General features: G+C 71.6%; 23 protein-coding genes and 1 pseudogene. 9 read left to right on the top strand and 15 right to left on the bottom strand.

Annotated features, from left to right (window positions below):
• Positions 1–2 precede the first annotated feature (2 nt).
• Genes ACM26Y_RS08955 through ACM26Y_RS08975 form a run of 5 tightly spaced genes read right to left on the bottom strand, consistent with a single transcriptional unit; the run spans position 3 to position 2624 of the window.
• Positions 3–875, bottom strand: coding sequence for a maleylpyruvate isomerase family mycothiol-dependent enzyme (locus tag ACM26Y_RS08955; protein WP_416063255.1), 873 nt, complete (start codon positions 873–875; stop codon positions 3–5).
• On the bottom strand, positions 872–1312 hold the full coding sequence (locus tag ACM26Y_RS08960) for an HIT family protein (protein WP_003935198.1): 441 nt from the start codon (positions 1310–1312) through the stop codon (positions 872–874). The genes ACM26Y_RS08955 and ACM26Y_RS08960 overlap by 4 nt, the downstream gene beginning before the upstream one ends.
• A gap of 4 nt (positions 1313–1316) precedes the next feature.
• Entirely contained in the window at positions 1317–2087 is a 771-nt protein-coding gene (locus ACM26Y_RS08965; RefSeq protein ID WP_416063256.1) for an NAD-dependent deacylase, read from the bottom strand.
• Positions 2088–2091: 4 nt separating this feature from the next.
• On the bottom strand, positions 2092–2262 hold the full coding sequence (locus ACM26Y_RS08970) for a hypothetical protein (protein WP_003935200.1): 171 nt from the start codon (positions 2260–2262) through the stop codon (positions 2092–2094).
• Positions 2259–2624 (bottom strand): DUF488 domain-containing protein, encoded by a 366-nt coding sequence (locus ACM26Y_RS08975; RefSeq protein ID WP_003935201.1) that lies wholly within the window; start codon positions 2622–2624, stop codon positions 2259–2261. The genes ACM26Y_RS08970 and ACM26Y_RS08975 overlap by 4 nt, the downstream gene beginning before the upstream one ends.
• A 277-nt stretch (positions 2625–2901) precedes the next feature.
• On the opposite strand from ACM26Y_RS08975, the gene ACM26Y_RS08980 reads away from it, so the two are divergent.
• The 4 genes from ACM26Y_RS08980 (at position 2902) to ACM26Y_RS08995 (ending at position 6551) form a co-directional block, all read left to right on the top strand.
• A complete protein-coding gene (locus tag ACM26Y_RS08980) occupies positions 2902–3996 on the top strand; it encodes a Re/Si-specific NAD(P)(+) transhydrogenase subunit alpha (protein WP_416063257.1) in 1095 nt (364 codons plus the stop codon).
• A complete protein-coding gene (locus tag ACM26Y_RS08985; protein WP_289378465.1) occupies positions 3997–4341 on the top strand; it encodes an NAD(P) transhydrogenase subunit alpha in 345 nt (114 codons plus the stop codon).
• The gene (locus ACM26Y_RS08990; RefSeq protein ID WP_416063258.1) at positions 4338–5768 is read left to right on the top strand and encodes an NAD(P)(+) transhydrogenase (Re/Si-specific) subunit beta; all 1431 of its coding nucleotides are present in this window, start codon (positions 4338–4340) and stop codon (positions 5766–5768) included. Before ACM26Y_RS08985 ends, ACM26Y_RS08990 begins: the two co-directional genes overlap by 4 nt.
• A gap of 159 nt (positions 5769–5927) precedes the next feature.
• A complete protein-coding gene (locus ACM26Y_RS08995) occupies positions 5928–6551 on the top strand; it encodes an NADPH-dependent FMN reductase (RefSeq protein ID WP_416063259.1) in 624 nt (207 codons plus the stop codon).
• On the opposite strand, the gene ACM26Y_RS09000 is transcribed toward ACM26Y_RS08995, so the two are convergent.
• From ACM26Y_RS09000 to pdhA, 4 genes are all read right to left on the bottom strand, one after another.
• Complete coding sequence (locus ACM26Y_RS09000; protein ID WP_416063645.1) at positions 6548–7654, bottom strand: MFS transporter; 1107 nt, start codon at positions 7652–7654, stop codon at positions 6548–6550. The two genes, ACM26Y_RS08995 and ACM26Y_RS09000, sit on opposite strands and share 4 nt — an antisense overlap.
• Positions 7655–7750: 96 nt before the next feature.
• The gene (locus ACM26Y_RS09005; RefSeq protein ID WP_416063260.1) at positions 7751–9028 is read right to left on the bottom strand and encodes a dihydrolipoamide acetyltransferase family protein; all 1278 of its coding nucleotides are present in this window, start codon (positions 9026–9028) and stop codon (positions 7751–7753) included.
• A gap of 10 nt (positions 9029–9038) precedes the next feature.
• Entirely contained in the window at positions 9039–10022 is a 984-nt protein-coding gene (locus tag ACM26Y_RS09010; protein ID WP_054375112.1) for an alpha-ketoacid dehydrogenase subunit beta, read from the bottom strand.
• Positions 10019–11122 (bottom strand): pyruvate dehydrogenase (acetyl-transferring) E1 component subunit alpha, encoded by a 1104-nt coding sequence (gene pdhA, locus ACM26Y_RS09015; RefSeq protein ID WP_416063261.1) that lies wholly within the window; start codon positions 11120–11122, stop codon positions 10019–10021. Before pdhA ends, ACM26Y_RS09010 begins: the two co-directional genes overlap by 4 nt.
• 167 nt (positions 11123–11289) lie before the next feature.
• Here pdhA and ACM26Y_RS09020 point away from each other — a divergent pair, with 167 nt between their 5' ends.
• Positions 11290–11760, top strand: a complete 471-nt coding sequence (locus ACM26Y_RS09020; RefSeq protein ID WP_003935210.1) for an Lrp/AsnC family transcriptional regulator — start codon at positions 11290–11292, stop codon at positions 11758–11760.
• 91 nt (positions 11761–11851) lie between these two features.
• Here the strand turns inward: ACM26Y_RS09020 and ACM26Y_RS09025 are convergent, their stop codons facing one another.
• From ACM26Y_RS09025 to ACM26Y_RS09035, 3 genes are all read right to left on the bottom strand, one after another.
• Complete coding sequence (locus tag ACM26Y_RS09025; protein ID WP_289380770.1) at positions 11852–13024, bottom strand: thiolase family protein; 1173 nt, start codon at positions 13022–13024, stop codon at positions 11852–11854.
• A gap of 93 nt (positions 13025–13117) precedes the next feature.
• Positions 13118–13594 (bottom strand): acyl-CoA thioesterase, encoded by a 477-nt coding sequence (locus tag ACM26Y_RS09030; protein ID WP_416063262.1) that lies wholly within the window; start codon positions 13592–13594, stop codon positions 13118–13120.
• On the bottom strand, positions 13591–14778 hold the full coding sequence (locus tag ACM26Y_RS09035; RefSeq protein ID WP_416063263.1) for a benzoate/H(+) symporter BenE family transporter: 1188 nt from the start codon (positions 14776–14778) through the stop codon (positions 13591–13593). The genes ACM26Y_RS09030 and ACM26Y_RS09035 overlap by 4 nt, the downstream gene beginning before the upstream one ends.
• Positions 14779–14857: 79 nt before the next feature.
• Here ACM26Y_RS09035 and ACM26Y_RS09040 point away from each other — a divergent pair, with 79 nt between their 5' ends.
• Positions 14858–15694, top strand: coding sequence for a sulfurtransferase (locus ACM26Y_RS09040; RefSeq protein ID WP_416063264.1), 837 nt, complete (start codon positions 14858–14860; stop codon positions 15692–15694).
• A gap of 10 nt (positions 15695–15704) precedes the next feature.
• Here the strand turns inward: ACM26Y_RS09040 and ACM26Y_RS09045 are convergent, their stop codons facing one another.
• The 3 genes and pseudogenes from ACM26Y_RS09045 to ACM26Y_RS09055 all read right to left on the bottom strand — a co-directional run bounded on the left by ACM26Y_RS09045 (position 15705) and on the right by ACM26Y_RS09055 (position 17653).
• Entirely contained in the window at positions 15705–16529 is an 825-nt protein-coding gene (locus tag ACM26Y_RS09045; protein WP_416063265.1) for a shikimate 5-dehydrogenase, read from the bottom strand.
• Between the two features lie 46 nt (positions 16530–16575).
• Positions 16576–17245: pseudogene (locus tag ACM26Y_RS09050) on the bottom strand (HNH endonuclease family protein).
• Between the two features lie 81 nt (positions 17246–17326).
• Positions 17327–17653: a hypothetical protein gene (locus ACM26Y_RS09055; RefSeq protein WP_003935217.1), complete on the bottom strand. Its 327-nt coding sequence runs from the start codon at positions 17651–17653 to the stop codon at positions 17327–17329.
• A gap of 136 nt (positions 17654–17789) precedes the next feature.
• Between ACM26Y_RS09055 and ACM26Y_RS09060 the strand changes: the two genes are divergently transcribed.
• From ACM26Y_RS09060 to ACM26Y_RS09070, 3 genes are all read left to right on the top strand, one after another.
• Positions 17790–20597: a DEAD/DEAH box helicase gene (locus tag ACM26Y_RS09060; RefSeq protein WP_416063646.1), complete on the top strand. Its 2808-nt coding sequence runs from the start codon at positions 17790–17792 to the stop codon at positions 20595–20597.
• A complete protein-coding gene (locus tag ACM26Y_RS09065; RefSeq protein WP_416063266.1) occupies positions 20594–21352 on the top strand; it encodes an SWIM zinc finger family protein in 759 nt (252 codons plus the stop codon). The genes ACM26Y_RS09060 and ACM26Y_RS09065 overlap by 4 nt, the downstream gene beginning before the upstream one ends.
• A gap of 189 nt (positions 21353–21541) precedes the next feature.
• Positions 21542–23053 (top strand): CoA-acylating methylmalonate-semialdehyde dehydrogenase, encoded by a 1512-nt coding sequence (locus ACM26Y_RS09070; protein WP_003935220.1) that lies wholly within the window; start codon positions 21542–21544, stop codon positions 23051–23053.
• Positions 23054–23058: the final 5 nt, after the last annotated feature.

Genomic DNA, 23058 nt, shown 5'->3' on the forward strand with positions numbered 1-23058 from the left:
GATCAGATGACGAAGGCGAGGTTGTCCACGATCCGCCGGCCGACCGTCGTGTCGCCGCCGAGGGTGATCTCGTCGAGGCGGTCGAACGCGTGCACGCGGCCGCCGGCGAGCCGCACGAACAGCCGCGAATCCATCGCCACGGTGCTCGTCGCCGGACCGGACAGGGCCGGCACGACCGAGGCCCGGCCATCCACCTCGACGTGAACGGTGCGGGCGAGGGGTCCGCTCAGCTCGAGCGTGATCCGTGCCCCGGCGGGAGCCTTACCGAGCTTGCCGACAGCGAACGCGAGGGCCCCGAAGATCTCCGCGGACGCGAGTTCGGCTCGCGCGCCGCCCTCGTCGCCCGGGACGCCGAGCGCGTCGCGGAGGTCGAGCTCGTGCATCCAGCAGTCGAAGATGCGGATCCGCATGAACCGGCCGTAGGTCGCCTGGCCCGCCGGCGTCATCGCCGGTGCCTCGAAGTCCTCCTGGGTCATGGCCGCGAGCTGCTCCCGGCGACGGGCGACGATCTCCCGGTAGCGGGCCAGCACCTCGTCACCCGGTGTGCCACGCAGGAACTCGATCCAGCGTTCGTTGAATGCGCCGATCTCGTTGCGGACATGGCCGAGGGCGTGCACGTCGATCGCGACGTGCGGCGTCTCGATGCCGGCGAGCATCGACTCGGTCCCGATCAGGTGCGCCGTGATGTCCTTGACCGTCCATCCGGGCAGGGTCGTGGGCGTGTACCAGGTGTCCCCGTGGACGTCGGCGAGCAACCCGTCGATGGCGGCGAACTGCTCGAGGAGCAGCGTGCGGATCGGTTCGACCGGAAACTCCGGCGCTCCGTCGGGGTCCGGCGTGGTGCTGCCAGGTGCCGAGCTGTTTCCGTGGGTCACAGTGCGTCCTCCGCTTCGAGACGGGCCAGGCCGGCGCGGATCGCCGCGCCGGTGGCCTCCGGGTCGTGGGGTCGGCGCCGCAGCAGTCCTGCCGCAAGGCGCAGCTTGTCGCCGCGCCGTCGCGGCAGCACGTGCAGATGCGCGTGGAAGACGGTCTGGAACGCGGACCGACCGTCGTTGAACACCAGGTTGGCACCGTCGGCGGCGAGATCCGAGCGTTGCACGCCCCGGGCGATGCGCTGCCCGGCGCGGAACAACGCGGCGCCGTGCCCGGGATCGAGATCGTCGAGCCGGGGTGCGTGAACCCGCGGCACCACCAGGGTGTGGCCCCGGGCGATGGGCCGGATGTCGAGAAAGGCCAGCACGTCGTCGTCCTCGTACACCCGCACGGCCGGGGCGTCGCCCCGGACTATGGCGCAGAACACGCAGGAGTTCACCCGCTCACTGTAGGCGTGGCGTCCGTTCCGCGGCGACCGCTGCGACGAGTTGCGGCAGGCCCACCGCCGCGGTGGTGCGCCACACCTCGTCCACCTGATCGGACAGGCCGGTCTGGTCGGGGTTGACCTCTACGACGGGGATGCCGTGCTGCCGAGCCAGCGAGGGCAGGCCGGCCGCGGGGTACACGATCCCCGACGTGCCCACCACGAACACCAGGTCGGCGGTGAGCACGGCTGCGGTGGCGGCCTCCCACGGCCCGGTCGGCAGGGGCTCGCCGAACCACACCACGCCGGGCCGCACGTCGCCGCCGCACGCGCCGCAGTCCGGCGGATCGAGGCGAGCGACCGGCTCGGCGGGGGCCTCCGGAAGGTCGGCGGGGGTGCCGCAGTCGGCGCACCGCGGCGAGAACAGGCTGCCGTGCAGGTGTGAGAGCACGGGACTGCCGGCGCGCTCGTGCAGGTCGTCGACGTTCTGGGTGACTATCGACAGTTCCACGGTCCGTCCCCAGTCGGCCAGCGCACGATGGCCGGCGTTCGGCCGCACTCGCCGGATCAGGGCCACGCGCCACTGGTACCAGGCCCACACGGAAGCACGGTCGCGGTCCCAGGCCTCCGGGGTCGCCAGGTCGGCCGGGTCGAAGTGTTCCCACAGGCCGGTCTGTGCGTCACGGAACGTGGGCACGCCGCTCTCGGCGGACATCCCGGCGCCCGTGAGCACGGCGATCCGTCGTGCGCGCCGAGCCAGACGGAGGATCCGAGGAGGGGGAGTGGTCATCGGGTCAGGGTAGGGGGCCGGGTCCGGACTCGTCCGTGCCCTCGGCATCGTGGCGGAACACGGCGCCACAGCGCGGGCACGGCGCCTCCGGTTCCTCGAGGAAGAAGCCGCAGTCGGGACAGACCCGGTGCATCCAGCACACCGGGTCGCCGCCGAGGTCGGGCACGTCGTTCACCGCGCACCCCGCATCCGTTCCGCGAGGACGGCGGCGCCGCTGTGCTCGACGTCGCGGGTCGCGGTGAGCAGGACGATCGACCGGCCGTCGGCCAGAGTGTCGACGCGCGCGAGCGCGGCCCGCGCGTCCGGGCCGTCCAGTTCGGCGAGGTACCGGTCCCGGAACTCGGTGAACTGCGACGCGTCGTGCGAGTACCACTTGCGCAGCCCGGTCGACGGCGCCAGGTCCTTGGCCCAGTCGTCGTGATGGAACGCGTCCTTGCGCAGGCCCCGCGGCCACAGCCGGTCGACGAACACCCGGAACGCCTGCTCGTCGCCCGGATGGTCGTACACGCGCTCGACGACGACGCTGCGACGTGCCATGGACTCGTGCCTCCTTCCTCACGGCCGATACGGCAGAATTGTGAAGTGAACTACCTCACATTCTGGCATCGACTCACTGTTCGGACTCGATTCAGACGAAACCGAACGGTTGCGCCCCTGATCGGGGCGCGGTACGTCTGACTGGGCTCATCGCCCATAGTGCACGGCCCGAGTCGGCCGCTCGTCGCACATGACCCGCCGCTCATCGCGGTGAGGTGCCGATTCAACGCAGGAGTCGAAAACTTTGGAAACCGGGGATAGGGATACGGGACGTGCGGTGACAGCGCGCCCCACCGTCGGCGTCGTTCGGGAAACGGGCGACGGCGAGCGGCGGGTCGCGCTGGTGCCGATGATCGTGCCGTCGTTGATCAAGAAGGGCCTCGACGTGGTCGTCGAGGCCGGGGCCGGGCTCGGTGCGCTGATCCCGGACGAGGCCTATGTCGAGGCCGGGGCCCGGATCGGGGACGGGTGGTCGGCGGACGTGGTGCTCAAGGTGGCGCCGCCGTCGGACGCGGAGGTCGCGCGGATGCGGTCGGGGCAGACCCTGATCGGGTTCCTCGCCCCCCGCAATGCGCAGAACCAGATCGGCGCCCTGGCCGCGGCCGGGGTGCAGGCGTTCGCCGTCGAGTCGATCCCGCGGATCTCCCGCGCGCAGGTGATGGACGCGCTGTCGTCGCAGGCGAACGTCGCCGGGTACAAGGCGGTGCTGGTCGCCGCGTCGGAGTCCACCCGGTTCTTCCCGATGCTCACCACCGCCGCGGGCACGGTCAAGCCCGCCACGGTGCTGGTGCTCGGTGTGGGGGTGGCCGGGCTGCAGGCGCTGGCCACGGCCAAGCGCCTCGGTGGGCGCACCACCGGGTACGACGTGCGGCCGGAGGTCGCCGATCAGGTCCGTTCGGTCGGGGCGCAGTGGCTCGATCTCGGGATCGACGCGGCCGGGGAGGGCGGGTACGCCCGCGAACTCACCGAGGACGAACGCGCGCAGCAGCAGGCGGCGCTCGAGGAGGCCATCAAGGGCTTCGACGTGGTGATCACCACCGCGCTGGTGCCGGGCCGGCCGGCGCCGCGGCTGGTGACCGCCGCCGCAGTGGAGGGCATGAAGCCGGGCTCGGTGGTGGTGGATCTGGCCGGGGAGACCGGCGGCAACTGCGAGCTGACCGAGCCGGGGCAGACGGTGGTCAAGCATGCGGTGACGATCTGCTCGCCGCTGAACCTGCCGGCGACCATGCCCGAGCACGCCTCGCAGCTGTATTCGAAGAACGTCGTGGCCCTGCTCGAGTTGATGCTCGACGAGGACGGCGGGCTCGCGCCGGACTTCTCGGACGAGATCCTCGCCGGCGCGTGCGTCACCCGCTCGAAGGAGAACGTCTAGATGTATACGGAATTGTTGGCGAACATCGCGATCCTGGTGCTGGCCGGGTTCGTGGGCTTCGCCGTGATCTCCAAGGTGCCCAACACGCTGCACACCCCGCTGATGTCGGGCACCAACGCCATCCACGGCATCGTGGTGCTCGGTGCGCTGGTGGTGTTCGGGCATCTGCCCGCCGACGCCCCGTGGAGCATCAAGGTCATCCTGTTCGTGGCGCTGGTGTTCGGCACGCTCAACGTCGTCGGCGGATTCGTCGTCACCGACCGCATGCTGGGCATGTTCAAACCGAAGAAGACGGTGACGCCGCAGGCCGCGCCGGTGGTGGAGAAGGGAGCCGACGCGAAATGAGCTACCTCGTCTCCGTCCTGTACATCGTCGCGTTCGCGATGTTCATCTACGGTCTGATGGGCCTGACCGGCCCGAAGACCGCGGTGCGCGGCAACTACATCGCCGCCGCCGGCATGGCCGTCGCGGTGGTGGCGGTGCTGATCGACATCCGCGACACCGACAACTGGATCTGGATCGTCGCCGGCCTGGCCGTCGGTGTGGTGCTCGGGGTGCCGCCGGCGCTGCGCACGAAGATGACCGCGATGCCGCAGCTGGTGGCGTTGTTCAACGGTGTCGGCGGCGGCACCGTCGCGCTGATCGCCTGGGCCGAGTTCCTCGACTCGGACGGGTTCACCACCCTCGACGAGGCGCCGACGGTGCACGTGGTGGTCGGCTCGCTGTTCGCCGCGATCGTCGGCTCGGTCTCGTTCTGGGGCTCGCTGGTGGCGTTCGCCAAGCTGCAGGAGCTGCTGAACAAGAACCTCGAACGCCGCCTGGTCGGCGCGGCCAAGGCCTTCCAGGTCGCGAACATCGTGCTCGCGCTGGCCTCGATCGCGATCGCGGTGTACATCGGCCTGAACGCTGACCCGGCGAACGACCCGACGTCGGCGGTGTGGATCGTGGCGCTGCTGGTGGTGGCCGGGCTGATGGGTCTGTTCGTGGTGCTGCCGATCGGCGGCGCGGACATGCCCGTGGTGATCTCGCTGCTCAACGCCCTGACCGGTCTGTCGGCGGCGGCGGCGGGTCTGGCGCTGAACAACCAGGCGATGATCGTCGCCGGCATGATCGTCGGCGCCTCGGGTTCGATCCTGACCAACCTGATGGCCAAGGCGATGAACCGGTCCATCCCGGCGATCGTGTTCGGCTCGTTCGGCGGCGACGGCGGCGCCGGTGCGGGTCCGGCCGGGGCGGGCGGCACCGTCAAGGCCACCTCCGCCTCGGATGCGGCGATCCAGATGGCCTACGCCAACCAGGTCATCGTGGTGCCCGGGTACGGGCTGGCCGTGGCGCAGGCGCAGCACGCGGTCAAGGAGATGGCGGCGCTGCTCGAGGACAAGGGGGTGGAGGTCAAGTACGCCATCCACCCGGTCGCCGGCCGGATGCCCGGGCACATGAACGTCCTGCTCGCCGAGGCCGAGGTGCCCTACGAGGCCCTGAAGGAGATGGACGACATCAACGGGGAGTTCTCCCGCACCGACGTCACCATCGTCATCGGCGCCAACGACGTCACCAACCCCGCCGCCCGGCAGGATTCGTCCTCGCCGATCTACGGCATGCCCATCCTCAACGTCGACCAGTCCAAGTCGGTCATCGTGCTCAAGCGCTCGATGTCCTCCGGCTACGCCGGCATCGACAACCCGCTGTTCACCGCCGACCAGACCTCCATGCTGTTCGGCGACGCGAAGAAGATGGTCTCCGAGGTCACCGAGGAACTCAAGGCGCTGTAAAACTCGAGGCGCTGTAAAAACTCGAGGCGCTGTAAGCAGATCGGCGCGCCCGGGGCGTCCGCACGGAAACACCGTGCGGGCGCCCCGCTCGTGTGCGACCGTCGCAAGTGGCAGGCGGGCCGTGCCCGGCCCGTCGCACCGACGGAAAGGACGCGTCCTGTGACCGAGCACCCTGTGACCGAGCCTTCGGGGACCGAACCCCCCCGGACCGGCACCGACAGGACCTACAAGGTCGGCTACTTCGTCGGGAGCCTGTCGTCCACCTCGATCAACCGGATCCTGGCGAAGGCACTGATCCGGCTCGCGCCGTCCGACCTGGACTTCGTCGAGATCCCTATCCGGGACCTGCCGCTCTACAGCCCCGACTACGACGCGAACTACCCGCCGGAGGGGACGGCGCTCAAGGACGCGATCGGCGCCGTGGATGCCGTGCTGTTCGTCTCACCCGAGTACAACCGGTCGATTCCCGGGGCCTTGAAGAACGCCATCGACTGGGCATCGCGGCCGTGGGGGCAGAACTCGTTCGATCACATCCCGGCGGCCGTGATCGGCGCGTCCATCGGCGCGATCGGCACCGCCGTCGGGCAGCAGAGCCTGCGCGCCGTGCTGAGCTTCTGCAACGCGCGGCAGATGACGTCGCCCGAGGCGTACATCCACTACACGCCCGAGGTCTTCGGCGACGACGGAACCGTGCACAACGCCGGCACCGAGGACTTCCTCCGCAACTACATGCGGGAGTTCCGCGACCACGTCGTGAGGGTGCTGACCGTGCTGCCGCGTTAGCCGACCGATTCGTCCACCCGCTCGAGCGTGCGCCGGCTCCGCTCACCGACGGAGCCGGCGAGGGCGGCGGCAGCGAGCACGCACGCCAGCGGCACCGTCATCGCGACGGTCAGCGACGTCGCCTCCGACAGCCACCCGATGGTGGCGGGTCCGGCCAGGAAACCGATGTACCCCATGCCGACGACGCGGGACATGTTGCGGCCCGGGGCGCCGGCGTCGATGTTCCCGGCGGCGCTGAAGATCTGCGGCACGGCGCCGGACAGGCCCAGCCCGAACAGCGCCCACCCGGCGAGCGTCACCGGCAGCCACGGGGAGGCGATGACGGTGCCCATCCCGAGCGCCGCCAGCAGCGTGCCGTACCGGACGACGGCGACGGCGCCGATGCGGGCGCTGACCCGGTCCGCGACGAAGCGCCCGAGCGTCATCGTCGCGGAGAACGCGCCGAAGGCCAGCGCCGCGACCGCGTCCGGACTGCCCAGGTGGTCCTTGACCTGCAGGGCGCTCCAGTCGTTGGCGACGCCTTCGCTGAGCATCAGCATGAACGCGAGCCCGCCGAGCAGCAGCACCCGGCGGGAGTATCCCCCGCGCGGGCCGGACCCGCGCGGGTGCTCGACCCGGGGTACGCGCACGAGGTGCGGCGCCGCGACCGCGACGACGAGCATGCCGACGAGGCCGGCGCCGCCGAGGGCCACGGCCGGGGCGAGCCCGGCGGCCAGCGTGCCCGCCCCCACCAGGGACCCGACCACCCCGCCCACCGAGAACAACCCGTGGAAGGCGGCCATGATCGGCCGCCGGTAGCGTTGCTCGACCGCCACGGCCTGCGAGTTCATCGACACGTCCAGGGCGCCGTTGGCGAATCCGAACACCGCGAGCGCGGCGCCCAGCTGCCAGGCCGCGCCGGCCAGGCCGGGGCCGACGGTCGCCGCCGCCAGCAGGACGGCCGCGGCGACGGTGGTGCGGTCGCTGCCGAACCGATCCGCGAGCGGGCCGGTGGCCTGCATCCCTGCGATCGCGCCCGCCGCGAGAACCAGCAGCAGGGAACCCAGCGTGGCATGGTCGATGCCGACGCGTTGCTCGATCGCGGGGATGTGCACCACCCACATCGCGAGCAGGAACCCGTTGACACCGAAGGTCGCGAACACGGCCGCACGGGCACGGCGAAGATCCGGAGCGTTCACGTGTCCCGACGCTACCGCCGGTCAGATGCCGGCGAGCAGTTCCGGCACCGGGTCGGTGAGGATCGCCCCGATCCCGGCAAGCGCTCGCGCCGCCTGCTCACCGTCGACGAGACGGTGGTCGAACGACAGCGACAGCGTCGTGACCTGCCGGACGGCGAGCTCGCCGTCCACCACCCACGGACGCGGGCCGATCGCACCGAGCGCGAGGATGGCGGTCTCACCGGGGTTGAGGATGGGGGTGCCGGTGTCGACCCCGAACACGCCCACGTTGGTGATCGACACCGTGCCGCCGGTGAGCTCCGCCGGGGTGGCGCGGCCGGAGCGGGCGGTCTCCGCCGCCCGGGCGATGGCGTCGGCGAGCTCCGGCAGCGACAGGCGGTCGGCGTCGCGGATCACCGGCACCATCAGTCCCGCCTCGGTGGCGGTGGCGATGCCCAGGTTGACGTAGTGACGGGTGACGATCTCCTGGTGATCCTCGTCCCACGCCGCGTTGAGGATCGGTTGGTGTGCGAGCACCCGGAGCAGCGCCTTGGCCACCACGGTGAGCGGCGTCGGGTGCCGCCCTTCGAAGGCGGGCGCGCCGCGGAACCGGGCGACGAGCTCGACCGTCGCGGTGACGTCGCAGGTGAGGAACACGGTGACGTGCGGGGCGGTGAAGGCACTGCGCGCCACCGCGGCGGCGGTGCGCTTGCGGATCCCGTGGATCGGGGTACGGGTCTCGCGCGCCGGCTCGGCCGACGTCGGCTGTGCGTCGCGAACTTCCGCAGCCCGGCGCACGTCGGGCACGGTGACGACGCCACCCGCACCGGTGCCGGTCACCTCGGTGAGATCCACGCCGAGCGCCCGGGCCTCGCGGCGGGCCGACGGCTTGGCGTCCGGCCGGTGCCGCTCCCCGGTCGGCGGCTGCGGGGGCTGCGCCGCCGCGGCGCGTGCCGCGCGCCTGCTGGCCGGGGCGGCGCCCGGACCGTAGCCGACGAGCACCTGCACGGGCTCGCCACCGTCGCCCGGTTCCGCCGCGCCGGGGACGGCGAACCGGATCAGGGGGTTTCCGACAGGCACGCTGTCGCCGGGCTCGGCGAGCAGTTCGGCGACCGTCCCGGCGTACGGGGACGGCAGTTCCACGGTCGCCTTGGCGGTCTCGACCTCGGCGATCACCTGGTTGAGCTCGACCCGGTCACCGACCGCCACCGTCCACGACACCAGTTCCGCCTCGGTCAGGCCCTCCCCGAGGTCCGGCAGCCGGAACACCTCGCTGCGTCCGGTCGCCACGTCGCCGCGTTCACTCACGCTCTGTCCCATGTCCCGGTCCTCACGCCGCGAGGCTGCGGTCGACGGCGTCGAGGATGCGGTCCGGGTCGGGCAGGTGGTGCGCCTCGAGTTTCGCCGGGGGATAAGGGATGTCGAATCCGCCGACCCGCAGCACCGGCGCCTCGAGCTGGTAGAAGCAGCGTTCCGAGAGCCGGGCGGCGATCTCGGCGCCGATGCCGCAGAACACCGGTGCCTCCTGCACGACGACCAGGCGCCCGGTGCGCCGCACCGACGCCTCGACGGTGTCGAAGTCGACGGGCGAGACGGACCGCAGGTCGATCACCTCCACCGAATGCCCCTCGGTCTCGGCGATCTGCGCGGCCTGCAGGGCGGTCGCGACCATCGAGCCGAAGGTCACGACGGTGACGTCCGTGCCCGCGCGGGTGACGCGGGCCCGGTCCAGCGGCAGGTCCGGCTCGGCGTCGAGATCGACCTCGGCGCGGTCCCAGTACCGGCGCTTGGGCTCGAGGAAGATCACCGGATCGTCGAGGGCGACGGCCTGCTGGATCATCGTGTAGGCGTCGGCCGGGTTGCTCGGGCTGACGACCCGCAGTCCGGCGGTGTGCGCGAAATACGCCTCGGGTGACTCGGAATGGTGTTCGACCGCCCCGATCCCGCCGCCGTAGGGGATGCGGATGGTCAGGGGAGCGGTGACCTTCCCGGCGGTGCGGTAGTGGATCTTGGCGACCTGCGAGACGATCTGGTCGAACGCGGGGTAGACGAAGCCGTCGAACTGGATCTCGCACACCGGCCGGTAGCCGCGCAGCGCCATGCCGAAAGCCGTTCCCACGATTCCGGATTCGGCGAGGGGGGTGTCGATGACGCGGTTGTCGCCGAAGTCCTTCTGCAGGGTGTCGGTGACCCGGAAGACCCCGCCGAGCCGGCCGACGTCCTCGCCCATGATCACCACCTTGCGGTCGTGTTCGAGGGCCCGGCGCAGGCCGGCCCCGAGGGCGGCGCCGAGGGCCAGGGTGGTGGTGGTCATGACAGCGCCTCCTCGTGGGTCGCCTTCTCGAAACCGGCGAGGTAGTCGCGGTAGCGGCTGCGTTCCTCGGCGATCGTCGGGTGGTCGGTGGCGTAGACGTGGTCGAACATGCTCAGCGGCTCCGGATCCGGGGCGCCGAGGGTGCCGGCGCGCAGCCGGGCCGCGGCCTCGTCCGCGGTTGCGCCGACCTCGTTGAAGAACCCGTCGTCGGCGTGGCCCTCGCGCTCGAGCAGCCGGTGGAACCGGTCGATCGGATCCCGCATCCGCCACAGTTCCGCCTCGGCAGGGGTGCGGTAACGGGTGGGGTCGTCGGAGGTGGTGTGCGGGCCCATCCGGTAGGTGACAGCCTCGACGAACGACGGGCCGCTGCCCTCCCGGGCGTGCCGGGTGGCCTGACGGGTGACGGCGAGCACCGCCAGCGCGTCGTTGCCGTCGACCTGCACCGCCGGCATCCCGTAGCCGGCGGCGCGCTGCGCGATCGGGACGGGACTGTGCGAGTGGACGGGGTTGCTGATCGCCCAGTGGTTGTTCTGACAGAAGAAGACCACGCCCACCCCCCATGCGACGGCGAAGCCGAGCGCCTCGGCGATGTCGCCCTGACTCGTCGCGCCGTCGCCGAAGTAGACGACGGTGGCGATCTCGGCGCCGTCGAAATGGGCGCCCATCGCGTAACCGGTGGCGTGCAGCCCCTGGGAGCCGACGACGATCGCGGGGTTGGTCATGTTCACAGTGGCCGGGTCCCAGCCGGAGTGGGCGCACCCCCGCCACAACCGGGTCATGTCGGCGGGATCGACGCCGCGGCACCAGGCCACGCCGTGCTCGCGGTAGCTGGTGAACACGTAGTCGTCGCGGTGCAGGGCGTGCGCGGAGCCGACCTGAGCGGCCTCCTGGCCGAGCAGTGGTGCCCACAGTCCGAGTTCGCCCTGCCGTTGCAGCGCGGTGGCCTCGGCATCGAGGCGCCGGACGACGACCATGTCGCGGTAGAGGGCCCGGAGTTCGTCGGGCCCGACGTCGGCGACGAGCGCGGAGTACTCGGGATTGTGGACCCGTCGGCCGTCGGGCTGGATCAGCTGGACCGGGTAGGTAATCTTGTCGACCACCGTGCACCACCTCGCTATGGCGGGACCGGTCGCCCTCGTGAGGCGTTCCGGACAAACCTGTGTTGTACATCACATGATCCACGCGGGGTGCAGGTGCGCAATCGATCGCAGTGTGATTGTGCAACAAGCACGGTTTCGGGGGGTCGCGCGCTGTCATACTGCGAAATATGACCAGTCTCGATGCCACCGACGCCCGGATGCTGCTCGAGCTCGCGCGGACTCCGCGGGCGACCGGAGTGGAGTTGTCCCAGCGTCTGGGGCTGTCCCGCAACACGGTGCAGGCGCGGCTCGCGCGGTGGGATGCGGAGGGGGTTCTCGGCTCGTTCGAGCGCCGGGTGGATCCGCGGGCGCTCGGATACCCGCTGGCCGCGTTCGTCGCGACCCGGGTCGATCAGCACCGGCTCGACTCCGTCGTCGCGGCGCTCGGGCAGATCCCGGAGGTCACGGAGGTGTACGGCATGACAGGGCAGACGGACCTGTCGGTGAAGGTGGTCGCGCGGGACGCCGACGATCTCTACCGGCTGGCCGGGCAGATCCTCGAGATCCCCGGTGTCGAGCGCACCAACATGGCGCTGGTGATGCGCGAACTGGTGGGTCCGCGCACGGCGCCGCTGCTCGAGCGGCTCGCACAGCGTTGAAGCGCCCTCTGCACAGCGCTGAGGCGTCTTCTTCTGCACAGCGCTGAGGCGCCTTCCGGGACCGGACCCGGAAGGCGCCTCGTCGTGGGGACTAGAGGATCTCGTAGATCGTGGCGTTGGCGGTGCCCCCGCCCTCGCACATGGTCTGCAGACCGTAGCGGCCGCCGGTGTGGCGCAGGTGATGGATGAGCGTCGCGGCGAGCCGGCCGCCCGAGGCGCCGAGGGGGTGGCCGAGGGCGATCGCGCCGCCCAGGGGGTTCAGCTTCTCGCTCGGCGCGCCGGTCTCGCGCTGCCACGCGAGCGGCACGGAGGCGAAGGCCTCGTTGACCTCGAACGCGTCGATGTCGTCGAGCGAGAGTCCCGACCGCTTCAGCGCCAGGGCGGTGGCCGGGATGGGGCCGGTGAGCATCTTGACCGGATCGTCGCCGGTGACGACGGCGGTGTGCACGCGCGCGAGCGGCGTCAGCCCCAGCGCCTTCGCCTTCTCCGACGTGGTGATCAGCAGCCCGGAGGCGCCGTCGGAGATCTGCGACGCGTTGCCGGCGGTGACCACGCCGTTCTCCCGGAAGGGTGCCTTCAGGCCGGCGAGCTTGTCGACGGTGGAGCCGCGCCGGATGCCCTCGTCGGAGTCGATCACTGTGCCGTCCGCCAGGGTGTAGGGCGCGATCTCGTCCGCGAACCGGCCCTCGTCCTGGGCCCGGGCGGCACGCTCGTGCGAGCGGACGGAGTATTCGTCGAGTTCGGTGCGCGAGATGCCCCACTGCTCGGCGATCATCTCGGCCCCGACACCCTGGTTGAAGCGGCCGTTGAAGCCGGGCGCGGTGAGCTCGTCGGCGTACCGTTCGCGCGCCGGGCCGCCCATCTGCCCGGTGCCTTCGGGCGCGGAGGAGCCGAGCGGGACCGCCGACATGATCTCCACGCCGCCGGCGACGACGAGGTCGGCCTGGCCGGAGATCACCGCCGCGGCCGCCGTCGAGACGGCCTGCTGGGACGATCCGCACTGCCGGTCGATGGTGAAGCCGGGCACCGACTCCGGCCAGCCCGCGCCGAGCACCGCCATGCGGCCGACGTTCCCGGACTGCATGCCCACGGACTGCACGGTGCCCCAGTGCACGTCGTCGACGAGGCTGGGGTCGATACCGGTGCGCTCGGCGAGGGCGCGCAGGACGTGGGCGGACAGCTCGACGGCATGAACGCCGGACAGGCCACCGCCCCGCTTGCCGATGGGGGTGCGGACGGCTTCGACGATGACTGCATCGCGCATCTTCGGATCACTCTCTGTCGGGGACGTGCGGATGCCCCGGAGTCTAATCCGGTAGATGAATATGATGCCAAGCGGATGCTTGGTGGGTGGGAGCTACTCCGCCGGCGGCGTCACCAGCTGCGCGACCGCCTTCTTGATCTCCTTGGGGATCGCCACGGGACGTCGCGTGCGGGCGTCGACGTACACGTGCGCGAACCGGCCGGTCGCAGCCGCCTGCAGACCGCCCTCGCCGTCCTCCCGGAAGATCGCCAGCGAATAGGTCACGCTGCTGCTTCCCAGCCGCTCCACCGCCAGGCCCACGCGCAGCCGGTCCGGGAACGACAGCTCCGCCAGGTACCGGCACGACGTCTCCGCGACCACACCGATCGCGTCGAGCTCCCGGATGTCGACCCCGGTCGTGGCCATCAGCCAGCCGTTGACGGCGGAGTCGAAGTACGAGTAATAGGTGACGTTGTTGACGTGGCCGTAGTGGTCGTTGTCCGCCCACCGGGTCTGCATCGGCCACAGGACCGGAAACCGGGCGGGAACGGGTGGGTCGGCGGCGGGCGTCGTCGGCTGGCGGTTCGTCACCGTCCTGACGATAGTCCCACGCGGACGGCAAGTCCGACCATCAACGCCCAGAATGCCGATCCGATACCGAACAGGCTCCAACCGGACGCCGCGACCAGGAACGTCACGACCGCCGCTTCGCGTTCCGGCGCGTCGCGCAGAGCCGAGGCCAGCGCCCCGCCGAGCGTCGCGAGCAGGGCCAACCCGGCCACCGCCTCGACCACACCGTCCGGCGCCGTGGCCACGATCGTCGCGAGCCCGGTCGAGCACAGCGCCAGTGCGAGGTAGGACCAGCCCGCGCACCACGCGACCCGCCATCGGCGCGCCGGGTCGGGCTCGGCCTCGGGTGCCGCCGCCAGCGCGGCGCTGATCGCGGCGAGATTGACGGCGTGCCCACCGGCCGGCGCGCCCACGACGGTGCCGAGCCCCGTGACCGTCATCGCCGCCCGCCACGGCGTGGCGTAACCGAACGAGTCGAGCACGGCCGTGCCCGGGATGTTCTGCGACGCCATCGTCACGATGTAGAGGGGAAGAGCGATGCCGAGCAACGCCTGCCAGGTCCACGTCGGGGCCGTGAGCTCGATCGCCGGCAGCAGCTCCCGCGCCGCCGGCGCGGATCCCGAGCGCAGCAGATGGATCGCGATCACCACGGCCGCGGTCCCGAATGCTCCCGGCACCGCCCAGCGTGGCCGCAGCCGCTGCAGCACCAGCCACGTCGCCACCACCGGCAGGATCGCGGCCGGGGAGTCGATCACGCCTTCGACCGGGGCGAGGCAGAGAGGCACGAGTATCCCGGCGAGCATGGCCTGCGCCAGCGATGCCGGGATCGCCGCGATCAGCGCGCCGAGGCGCGGCCACAGCCCCGTCAGGACGATCGCGGCCCCCACGACGACGAACGCGCCCACCGCCGCCGGCCATCCGCCCGCCACCACGCCGGTGCCCGCGAGCAGCGCGGCGCCCGGCGTGGACCACGCGAGCGTGATCGGCGTGCGGAACCGTCGTGCGAGCCACAGGATGCCCAGGCCCTGCGTCAGGCAGAGCGCCAGCAGCCCCGACGCCGCCTGCGACGGCGACGCCCCCACCGCCTGCAACCCCGTCAGCACCACCGCGAACGAACTGGTGAACCCGACGAGAGCGGTGACGACGCCTGCCCCGAGCGGCCGGGTGAGCGAGTCGGGACGGCTGGGTGCGGGAGCATCGGACACGGGCGGCAATTCTGCCGCAGCGGGACGGTCTTGCCCGCGCCACCCGGCACCGCCCGCGCCGGCATGCCAGGATCGGGGCATGGTTGCCGATCCCGTGCTGATGACCGTGGACGAGCTGGCCGACCTCGTCGAGGCGGGCACGCCTCCGGTGCTGCTCGACGTCCGATGGTCGCTCGACGACCCGGACGGCGAGGACCGCTACCGGGAAGGCCACATTCCCGGGGCGGTGTACGTCGATCTCGCCACCGAACTGGCCGATCCGGGATCGCCCGACCGCGGCCGGCACCCGCTGCCCGACGTCGCCCGGCTGCAGGACCATGCCCGCCGGTGGGGGATCGACAACGGCGACACCGTCGTCGTCTACGACGACACGGGGGGCCTCGCCGCCGCCCGCGCCTGGTGGCTGCTGCGCTGGGCGGGTCTGAAGGACGTGCGCCTGCTCGACGGCGGCCTGCCGCTGTGGACGGCGACGGGCCGTGGTCTGGCGGCGGGCCCCGGCGAATTCGTCGAGGCCGGCTCGGTCACGCTGCGCGGCGGCTACCTGCCCACCGTCGACATCGACGAGGCCGGGCAGTTCCCGTCGCGGGGAACGCTGCTCGACGCCCGTGCCGCCGCGCGCTACCGCGGTGACGAGGAGCCGGTCGATCCGCGCGCCGGGCACATCCCCGGCGCGGTCAGCGCCCCCGCCACGGACAACCTCCGGGCGGACGGCACGTTCCGATCCGCCGAGGAACTCGCCGCACGATTCACCGCACTGTGCGGGGACCGTCCCGTCGCCGTGTACTGCGGCTCCGGGGTCACCGCGACCCACGACATCGCGGCCCTGGCCGTGGCGGGTATCGAGGCCGCCCTGTTCCCGGGGTCGTGGTCGCAGTGGTGCCAGGACCCGGCCCGGGAGGTCTCAACCGGGGCGTGACGACCGAGGGTCACCCCTCCGCGCGGGAGAACTCCGAGGCGCGGCGCACCTGCTCGGGCGTCGGAGTCACCCCGGTGTACAGCGCGAACTGCTGGGCCGCCTGCAGAGCGATGACCTCGGCGCCGGTGATCACCGGCAGTCCGTGCGCGCGGGCCGCACGGATCAGTGGTGTCTCCGGGGGCATCGCCACGACGTCGAACACCGTCGACGCGGCGGCCACCGCGGCCTCGGGAAACGGCAGTTGCTCCGATTCGCGACCACCGGTCATGCCGACCGGGGTGGCATTGACGAGCAACCCCGGCGTGCGTCCGTCGAGTTCGGCACGCCAGTCGAACCCGTACTGCCGCGCCAGGGCGGCTCCCGTCTCCTCGTTGCGGGCGATCACCGACACGTCGCGGAACCCGCTGTCGCGCAGAGCCGCCACGACGGCCTTGGCCATCCCGCCGCTGCCCGCGACGGCCGCCGGCATCGCCGGGTCGACCTCGTGCTCGCGCAGCAGGTCCACCACCGCCTGGTAGTCGGTGTTGTAGGCGTGCAGCACGCCGTCCTCGTTCACGATCGTGTTCACCGACTCGATGGCGCGCGCCGAGTCGTGGAGCTCGTCGATCAGCGGAATCACGGCCTCCTTGAACGGCATCGACACCCCGCACCCCCGGATGCCGAGACCGCGGATCCCCGCCACGGCCGACGGCAGGTCGGTGGTGGTGAACGCCTTGTACACGTAGTCGAGACCGAGCTCGTCGTAGAGGTAGTTGTGGAAGCGGGTGCCGATGTTGCTCGGCCGTCCCGACAGCGAGATGCACAGGCGGGTGTCCTTGGTGATGCGCGAGACCATGCGTGCCACGCTAGTTCCCGTCGCGAGAAGGCGGGGCACGGCGCCCTCAGCACGTGGCGATCGTCGACGCCAGCGCCTCCCGGTCGGCCGCCGTGATCGGCAGCCCGTACCGCACCGCCACCGACAGGTACTTGCCCGCGAACCAGCACCGGTACGCCGCCGCCGGCGGCAGCCACTCGGACGGGGTGTGATCGCGCTTGTCCTGATTTGCCGGCCCGTCCACGGCGATCAGGTTGAAGGCGACGTCGTTGGCGAACTGCCGGCGCAACTCGGCCGGCCACGCCGCCGCGCCGAGGTCCCACGCCGCCGCCAGGGGATAGATGTGGTCGATCTGGACGGCCCGGCCCTCGGAGCGACGGAACTCGAGCCGCGCACCGGTGTACGGGTCGGACAGCGTGCCGGACAGCACGATGCAGTCGCCGGTGCCGGGCCGGAACGCCACGTCGCGCAGGTCCCGGGCGAGCACGTTGTTGCGGGTGTCGCACCCGTCGCGCCCGCCTGGGCCCGGATGATCGTCGGACCACGCCTGCCCGAACACGCAGCCCTCGCCCGGACCGCACCCCCGCTCGTACCCGGGCACCTGCGGCCGGTGCGGCACCACCGCCGCCCGCGCCAGCAGCTGCTCGAGCGCGCCGCGTCCGGGGCTGCCCGGCGCCGGCGGCGCGTGCGATTCGATCCGGTCCCACCCCCCACGACACGGCGATCGCGACCGCCACCACCAGCCCCCAGAAGACCGCGCCCCCTCGCACGCGGACATTCTCACCGATCGCCCCGACAGCAGAGGCGCCTGTGCCCTCTCAGCCGTCGGTCGTCAACGGAAACCGGGTCGCACGGATGGACTCGATAGTGCGGCCGTCGTGCCCGACGATCCACGACCCGCCGTGCTGCTTGCACTCGGCGACCCGGTCGAACACGGTCAGCAGGAAGAACACCGCCTGCTCCGCGGTCGTGGTGGCGGCGAGCCGATGGGACTCACCGTGTTTCGTTCCGTCGAGCCACACGCCGCACTGTCCGTCGAGCCGCATCGCGGTGACGTGCTGGGAATCGACGAACGCGTACTTGACCTGCTCCCAAGGGGTGTGGGCGCTGTAGGTCTGCTCGAGGACCTGGATCATGATCGACATCGCAGTCTCCTGGTGGGTGCACCTGCAGCCCAGTCTCCTCCGGGGGCCCGGTCCGATCCAGAGCCGATCGTCCCCGCGCACGCCCGCTACCCGGCCTGCGCCGGCCGTGTCGGGCGCGACTGGCACCATGGTGGGCATGCTGCACGGGTTGTGGTCACCGGGGGCGGGCCTGATGGTGTGGCGCGACGACGACGACCCGGCCGGCGACGCACCGGCTGTCCTGCGCCGATGGATCGACCGGCCGTTCCGGCACCGGGTCGAACTGCGACTGCCCGGCGACGACGCACCGCGTCCGCTCCCTGCGGTGGCGATCGCGCCGGCCGACGCCGCCGAGCTGCTGCTGGCGCTGCCCCGGCACGCCGAGACGGTGGCCGGGGACCTGCGGTATCTCGCGCACGTCGCCCGCGGGATCGAGCGCTGGGCGCAGGCCGGCCGGGTGGCCCCGGAACTGCACCGCGCCGACGGGCAGTGGTGGGCGCGGTGGCGCCTGCTCGGCGGCGACCGGATCCGAGCCTGGACGGCCGAGCTGTCCGCCGCGATGCCGCCCGTGCAGCGGCAGGCCGGGCGGCCCGCGGCGCTGCTCGACGACCTCGTCACCGAACTCACCGATCCGATCACCCGGTCGCTGATCGGCAACGTCGGTACCTCCCTGCACCCGTTGATCGCGGCTCTGGCCGAGGGGCAACCGCACCACAGCGGCACCCAGCGCATGGCCGACGCGCTGGACGAATGGCGGGCCTCGCTCGCCGGAAACGAACCCGACCTGGTGCTGCGGCTCGTCGAACCGGACGACGACGAGGACGAGGCCATCGGCGCCGACACTCTGTGGCGGCTCGAGGTGTGCCTGCGGTCGGAGGGGCAGGCACCGATTCCGGTGCCGGTGGACGGCTCCGACGCGCAGCTGCTGCAGATCGGGATTCGCAAGCTCGGCGCGGCCCTGAAGGCGTATCCGCGGTTGCAGGACGTGCCGCGCGACCCGGACAGCCTCGACCTGCTGCTGCCGACCGGGGTGGTGACCGACCTCGTCGAGCACGGCGGCCGTGCGCTGGCGGACGCCGGCATCGCGCTGTTGCTGCCGCGCGCGTGGGCGCGGCTCGAGCCGTCGCTGCGGCTGCAGGTGACCTCGCCGGTGGCGCCCGTCGCGGCCGAGGACGACACCGTCGGCATGAACGCGCTCGTCTCGTTCGAGTGGCAGCTCGCCGTGGGCGACATGCTGCTCACCCCCGCCGAGATGGAACGGCTGATCGCGGCCAACAGCGACCTGGTCAAACTGCGCGGCAAGTGGGTGCAGGCCGATCCGGCCGCCCTCGCCCGGGCCGCCCGCTACGTCGCCGGCCAGGGCGCCGCCGATGCGACGCTGGCGACGCTGTTCGGCCGGTTCACCGGCGACGAGCCGCCGCCGGTGGAGGTCACCGACGTCGCCGCGACCGGCTGGGTCGCGACGCTGCTCGACGGGCAGGCCCGCCCTGTCCCGGTGCCGCCCCCACCCGGCCTGCACGCGACCCTGCGCCCGTACCAGCAGCGCGGCCTCGAGTGGCTGGCCTTCATGAGCGGTGTCGGGCTCGGCGCGGTGCTGGCCGACGACATGGGTCTCGGCAAGACCGTGCAGGTGCTCGCGCTGCTCGCCCACGAACGGGCGGGCGACGTCGCCACCGATCCGACGCTGCTGGTGTGCCCGATGTCGGTGGTGGGCAACTGGCAGCGCGAGGCCCAGCGATTCGTGCCGGGCCTGCGCGTGCACGTCCACCACGGCCCGGCGCGGCTGCGCGACGCCGCCCTGGCCGCGACGGTCGCCGACAGCGACCTGGTGATCACGACGTACGCGCTCGTCGCGCGGGACGTGGCGCAGCTGCGGTCGCTGCGCTGGGGCCGGGTGGTGCTCGACGAGGCCCAGCATGTGAAGAACGCCGCGACCGCGCAGTCCCGCGCGACGCGCGCGGTCCCCGCGCGGCACCGCATCGCGCTCACCGGCACCCCCGTGGAGAACCGGCTCGAGGAACTGCGTGCGATCCTCGACTTCGCCAATCCCCGCCTGCTCGGTTCGCCGGCGACGTTCCGCGCCCGGTTCGCCGTCCCGATCGAACGGGAACGCGACGCGGCGGCCGCCGCGCGGTTGCGGGCGCTCACGTCGCCGTTCGTGCTGCGCCGCGTCAAGACCGACCCGTCCGTGATCTCGGATCTGCCGGAGAAGTTCGAGCAGACGGTGCGGGCCAATCTCACCGCCGAGCAGGCAGCGCTGTACCGGGCGGTGGTCGACGAGATGATGCGGAAGATCCGGGACAAGGAGGGAATGGCCCGCAAGGGCGCGGTGCTCGCCGCGTTGACCCGTCTGAAACAGGTGTGCAACCATCCGGCGCACTACCTGGGCGACGGCTCCGGGGTGCTGCGCCGGGGCCGGCACCGGTCGGGCAAGCTCGGGCTGGTGGAGGACATCGTCGAGTCGATCCTCGCCGACGGCGAGAAGGCCCTGCTGTTCACTCAGTTCCGGGAGTTCGGCGACCTGATCGCCCCGTATCTGGCCGAGCGGTTCGACACCACGGTGCCGTTCCTGCACGGCGGTGTGTCCAAGGGACGGCGCGACGCGATGGTCGCCGCGTTCCAGGGCGACGACGGTCCGCCGATGATGCTGCTCTCGCTCAAGGCCGGCGGCACCGGCCTGAATCTGACGGCCGCGAATCATGTGGTGCACCTGGATCGTTGGTGGAATCCGGCGGTGGAGAACCAGGCCACCGACCGGGCGTTCCGCATCGGCCAGCGCCGCGACGTGCAGGTCCGCAAGCTCGTGTGCGTCGGTACCCTGGAGGAACGGATCGACGAAATGATCTCGGGGAAGCAGGAATTGGCGGAGCTCGCTGTGGGAGCCGGCGAGAACTGGATCACCGAGCTGTCCACCGAGCAACTGCATTCGCTGCTGTCCCTGGGCGACGAGGCGGTGGGCGAATGAGCCCGGCGGGCGGGTTCGACCGCTACGGCAAGCGCAGGCAGGTCGTCGGCGGCATCGAGGCGCGGACCAAGCGCGGCTCGATCGGCCGCACCTGGTGGTCGAAGGAGCTGGTCGCGGCGATGGAGCAGGTCGCCGACAAGGGCCGGCTCGCGCGGGGCCGGACCTATGCCCGGTCGGGGCAAGTGGTCTCGATGCGGCTCGAGCCCGGCGCGGCGGTGGGGGAGGTGCAGGGCAGCCAGCTGCGCCCGTTCACCTCGACGGTCACCATCCGCACCCTCGACGAGGAGGCGGTCGCGGACCTGATCGACCGGGTGCGTTCCGCTCCGGGCATGCTGGTCCGGCTCGCAGGGGGCGCGCTGCCGGAGGAGCTGGGACCGCTGCTGCTCCCGCGGCGTGCCGGTGAGCTGGACTTCGACTGCACCTGCCCGGACGACGGGTGGCCGTGCAAGCACGCGGCGGCGGTGGCCTACCTGCTGGCCGAGCACGTCGACGAGCAGCCGCTGGCGGTGCTCACCCTGCGCGGGGTCGACCTGAGCACGGTGATCGGTGGGGTGGACGGGGCGGAGGCCGACGACGAGGACTTCTACGGGAACGAGATCCGGTTGCCGGATCTGCCGGCCGAGCCGTACCGGCCCGCGCCCGAGGATCTCGATCCGATGCTGCTGCGCCGGGCGCTGCGGGCGGGCGGCACGGACGAGTCGGTCGTCCTCCGCGGCACGTCGGACCTCGAGGAGATGTACCGGCGCCTCCGGTAGGCCGCTCCGCGGCCGGTGCGTCCTTTGGGCGGCGGGGACAGCCCAAAGGACGCACCGGCGGCGAAGCCGGCTATGGACATACATGGACTTCCAACTATAGGATGAGCACACATTGCTGGGGGTGCCGCCCGCTGCCCCCGATCATCCCACCGAAACACGAGAATTCGACCAGTTAGGACGGATCCGGACATGAGCGTTCGAGAACTCACCCACTTCGTCGGAGGCAAGCACATCCCCGGTGCCTCCGACCGGTTCGCCGACGTCTTCGACCCCAACACCGGTGCGGTGCAGGCCCGGGTTCCGCTCGCCGACGTCGCCGAGACCGAGGCCGTGATCGCGAACGCCGTCGAGGCGCAGAAGGAATGGGCGGCGTTCAACCCGCAGAAGCGCGCCCGCGTGCTGATGAAGTTCCTGCAGCTTGTGCAGGACGACATGGAGAACCTGGCCCGGCTGCTGTCCTCCGAGCACGGCAAGACCGTCGCCGACGCCAAGGGCGACATCCAGCGCGGCCTCGAGGTGATCGAGTTCGCCACCGGGATCCCGCACCTGCTCAAGGGCGAGTTCACCGACTCGGCCGGCACCGGCATCGACGTGTACTCGATGCGCCAGCCGCTCGGCGTCGTCGCCGGCATCACCCCGTTCAACTTCCCCGCGATGATCCCGCTGTGGAAGGCCGGCCCGGCCATCGCGTGCGGAAATGCGTTCGTGCTCAAGCCTTCCGAGCGCGACCCGTCGGTGCCGCTGCGCCTGGCCGAGCTGTTCATCGAGGCCGGGCTGCCCGCCGGCGTGTTCAACGTCGTCAACGGCGACAAGACCGTCGTCGACGTGCTGCTCACCGACGAGCGCATCAAGGCCGTCGGCTTCGTCGGCTCCACCCCGATCGCCCAGTACATCTACGAGACCGCCGCCGCCCACGGCAAGCGCGCCCAGTGCTTCGGCGGCGCCAAGAACCACGCGATCGTCATGCCCGACGCCGACATGGACCAGGTGGCCGACGCCCTCGTCGGCGCCGGCTACGGCTCCGCCGGTGAGCGCTGCATGGCGATCTCCGTCGCCGTGCCGGTCGGCGAGGAGGCCGCCGAGGCGCTCGTCGCCAAGCTGAAGGAGCGGGTCGCCGGCCTGAAGGTCGGCCGCAGCGACGACCCGAACGCCGACTTCGGTCCGCTGGTCACCGCCGAGGCCCGTCAGCGGGTGCACGACTACATCCAGAAGGGCATCGACGAGGGCGCCGAGCTCGCCGTCGACGGGCGCGACTTCGTGCTCGAGGGCCACGAGAACGGCTTCTTCTCCGGCCCCACCCTGTTCGACCGGGTCACCCCGGAGATGACGATCTACCGCGAGGAGATCTTCGGCCCCGTGGTGGTCGTCGTCCGCGCCCACGACTACGAGGAAGCGCTGCGGCTGCCGTCGGAGCACGAATACGGCAACGGCGTGGCGATCTTCACCCGCGACGGCGACACCGCCCGTGACTTCACCAACCGCGTCAACGTCGGCATGGTCGGCGTGAACGTGCCCATCCCGGTGCCGATCGCGTACCACACCTTCGGCGGCTGGAAGCGGTCCGGCTTCGGCGACCTCAACCAGCACGGCCCGGACTCGGTGCGCTTCTACACCAAGACCAAGACGGTCACCCAGCGCTGGTTCTCCGGCGTCAAGGAGCACGCGGAGGCAAACCACTTCGTCATCCCGACGATGGACTAGGGCGA

Source organism: Rhodococcus indonesiensis, assembly GCF_047782815.1.
In the GTDB taxonomy this organism is placed as follows: Bacteria; Actinomycetota; Actinomycetes; order Mycobacteriales; family Mycobacteriaceae; genus Rhodococcus; species Rhodococcus indonesiensis.

What these genes read in the sequence shown, in the direction of transcription:
- ACM26Y_RS09005 (WP_416063260.1), bottom strand. Translation starts at nt 9,028, where the DNA reads ATGGGACAGAGCGTGAGTGAACGCGGCGACGTGGCGACCGGACGCAGC.
- ACM26Y_RS09010 (WP_054375112.1), bottom strand. Translation starts at nt 10,022, where the DNA reads ATGACCACCACCACCCTGGCCCTCGGCGCCGCCCTCGGGGCCGGCCTG.
- ACM26Y_RS08965 (WP_416063256.1), bottom strand. Translation starts at nt 2,087, where the DNA reads ATGACCACTCCCCCTCCTCGGATCCTCCGTCTGGCTCGGCGCGCACGA.
- ACM26Y_RS09040 (WP_416063264.1), top strand. Translation starts at nt 14,858, where the DNA reads ATGGTTGCCGATCCCGTGCTGATGACCGTGGACGAGCTGGCCGACCTC.
- ACM26Y_RS09060 (WP_416063646.1), top strand. Translation starts at nt 17,790, where the DNA reads ATGCTGCACGGGTTGTGGTCACCGGGGGCGGGCCTGATGGTGTGGCGC.
- ACM26Y_RS09065 (WP_416063266.1), top strand. Translation starts at nt 20,594, where the DNA reads ATGAGCCCGGCGGGCGGGTTCGACCGCTACGGCAAGCGCAGGCAGGTC.
- ACM26Y_RS09000 (WP_416063645.1), bottom strand. Translation starts at nt 7,654, where the DNA reads ATGTGGGTGGTGCACATCCCCGCGATCGAGCAACGCGTCGGCATCGAC.
- ACM26Y_RS09070 (WP_003935220.1), top strand. Translation starts at nt 21,542, where the DNA reads ATGAGCGTTCGAGAACTCACCCACTTCGTCGGAGGCAAGCACATCCCC.
- ACM26Y_RS09055 (WP_003935217.1), bottom strand. Translation starts at nt 17,653, where the DNA reads ATGTCGATCATGATCCAGGTCCTCGAGCAGACCTACAGCGCCCACACC.
- ACM26Y_RS09020 (WP_003935210.1), top strand. Translation starts at nt 11,290, where the DNA reads ATGACCAGTCTCGATGCCACCGACGCCCGGATGCTGCTCGAGCTCGCG.
- ACM26Y_RS09045 (WP_416063265.1), bottom strand. Translation starts at nt 16,529, where the DNA reads ATGGTCTCGCGCATCACCAAGGACACCCGCCTGTGCATCTCGCTGTCG.
- ACM26Y_RS09025 (WP_289380770.1), bottom strand. Translation starts at nt 13,024, where the DNA reads ATGCGCGATGCAGTCATCGTCGAAGCCGTCCGCACCCCCATCGGCAAG.
- ACM26Y_RS08975 (WP_003935201.1), bottom strand. Translation starts at nt 2,624, where the DNA reads ATGGCACGTCGCAGCGTCGTCGTCGAGCGCGTGTACGACCATCCGGGC.
- ACM26Y_RS08985 (WP_289378465.1), top strand. Translation starts at nt 3,997, where the DNA reads ATGTATACGGAATTGTTGGCGAACATCGCGATCCTGGTGCTGGCCGGG.
- ACM26Y_RS08990 (WP_416063258.1), top strand. Translation starts at nt 4,338, where the DNA reads ATGAGCTACCTCGTCTCCGTCCTGTACATCGTCGCGTTCGCGATGTTC.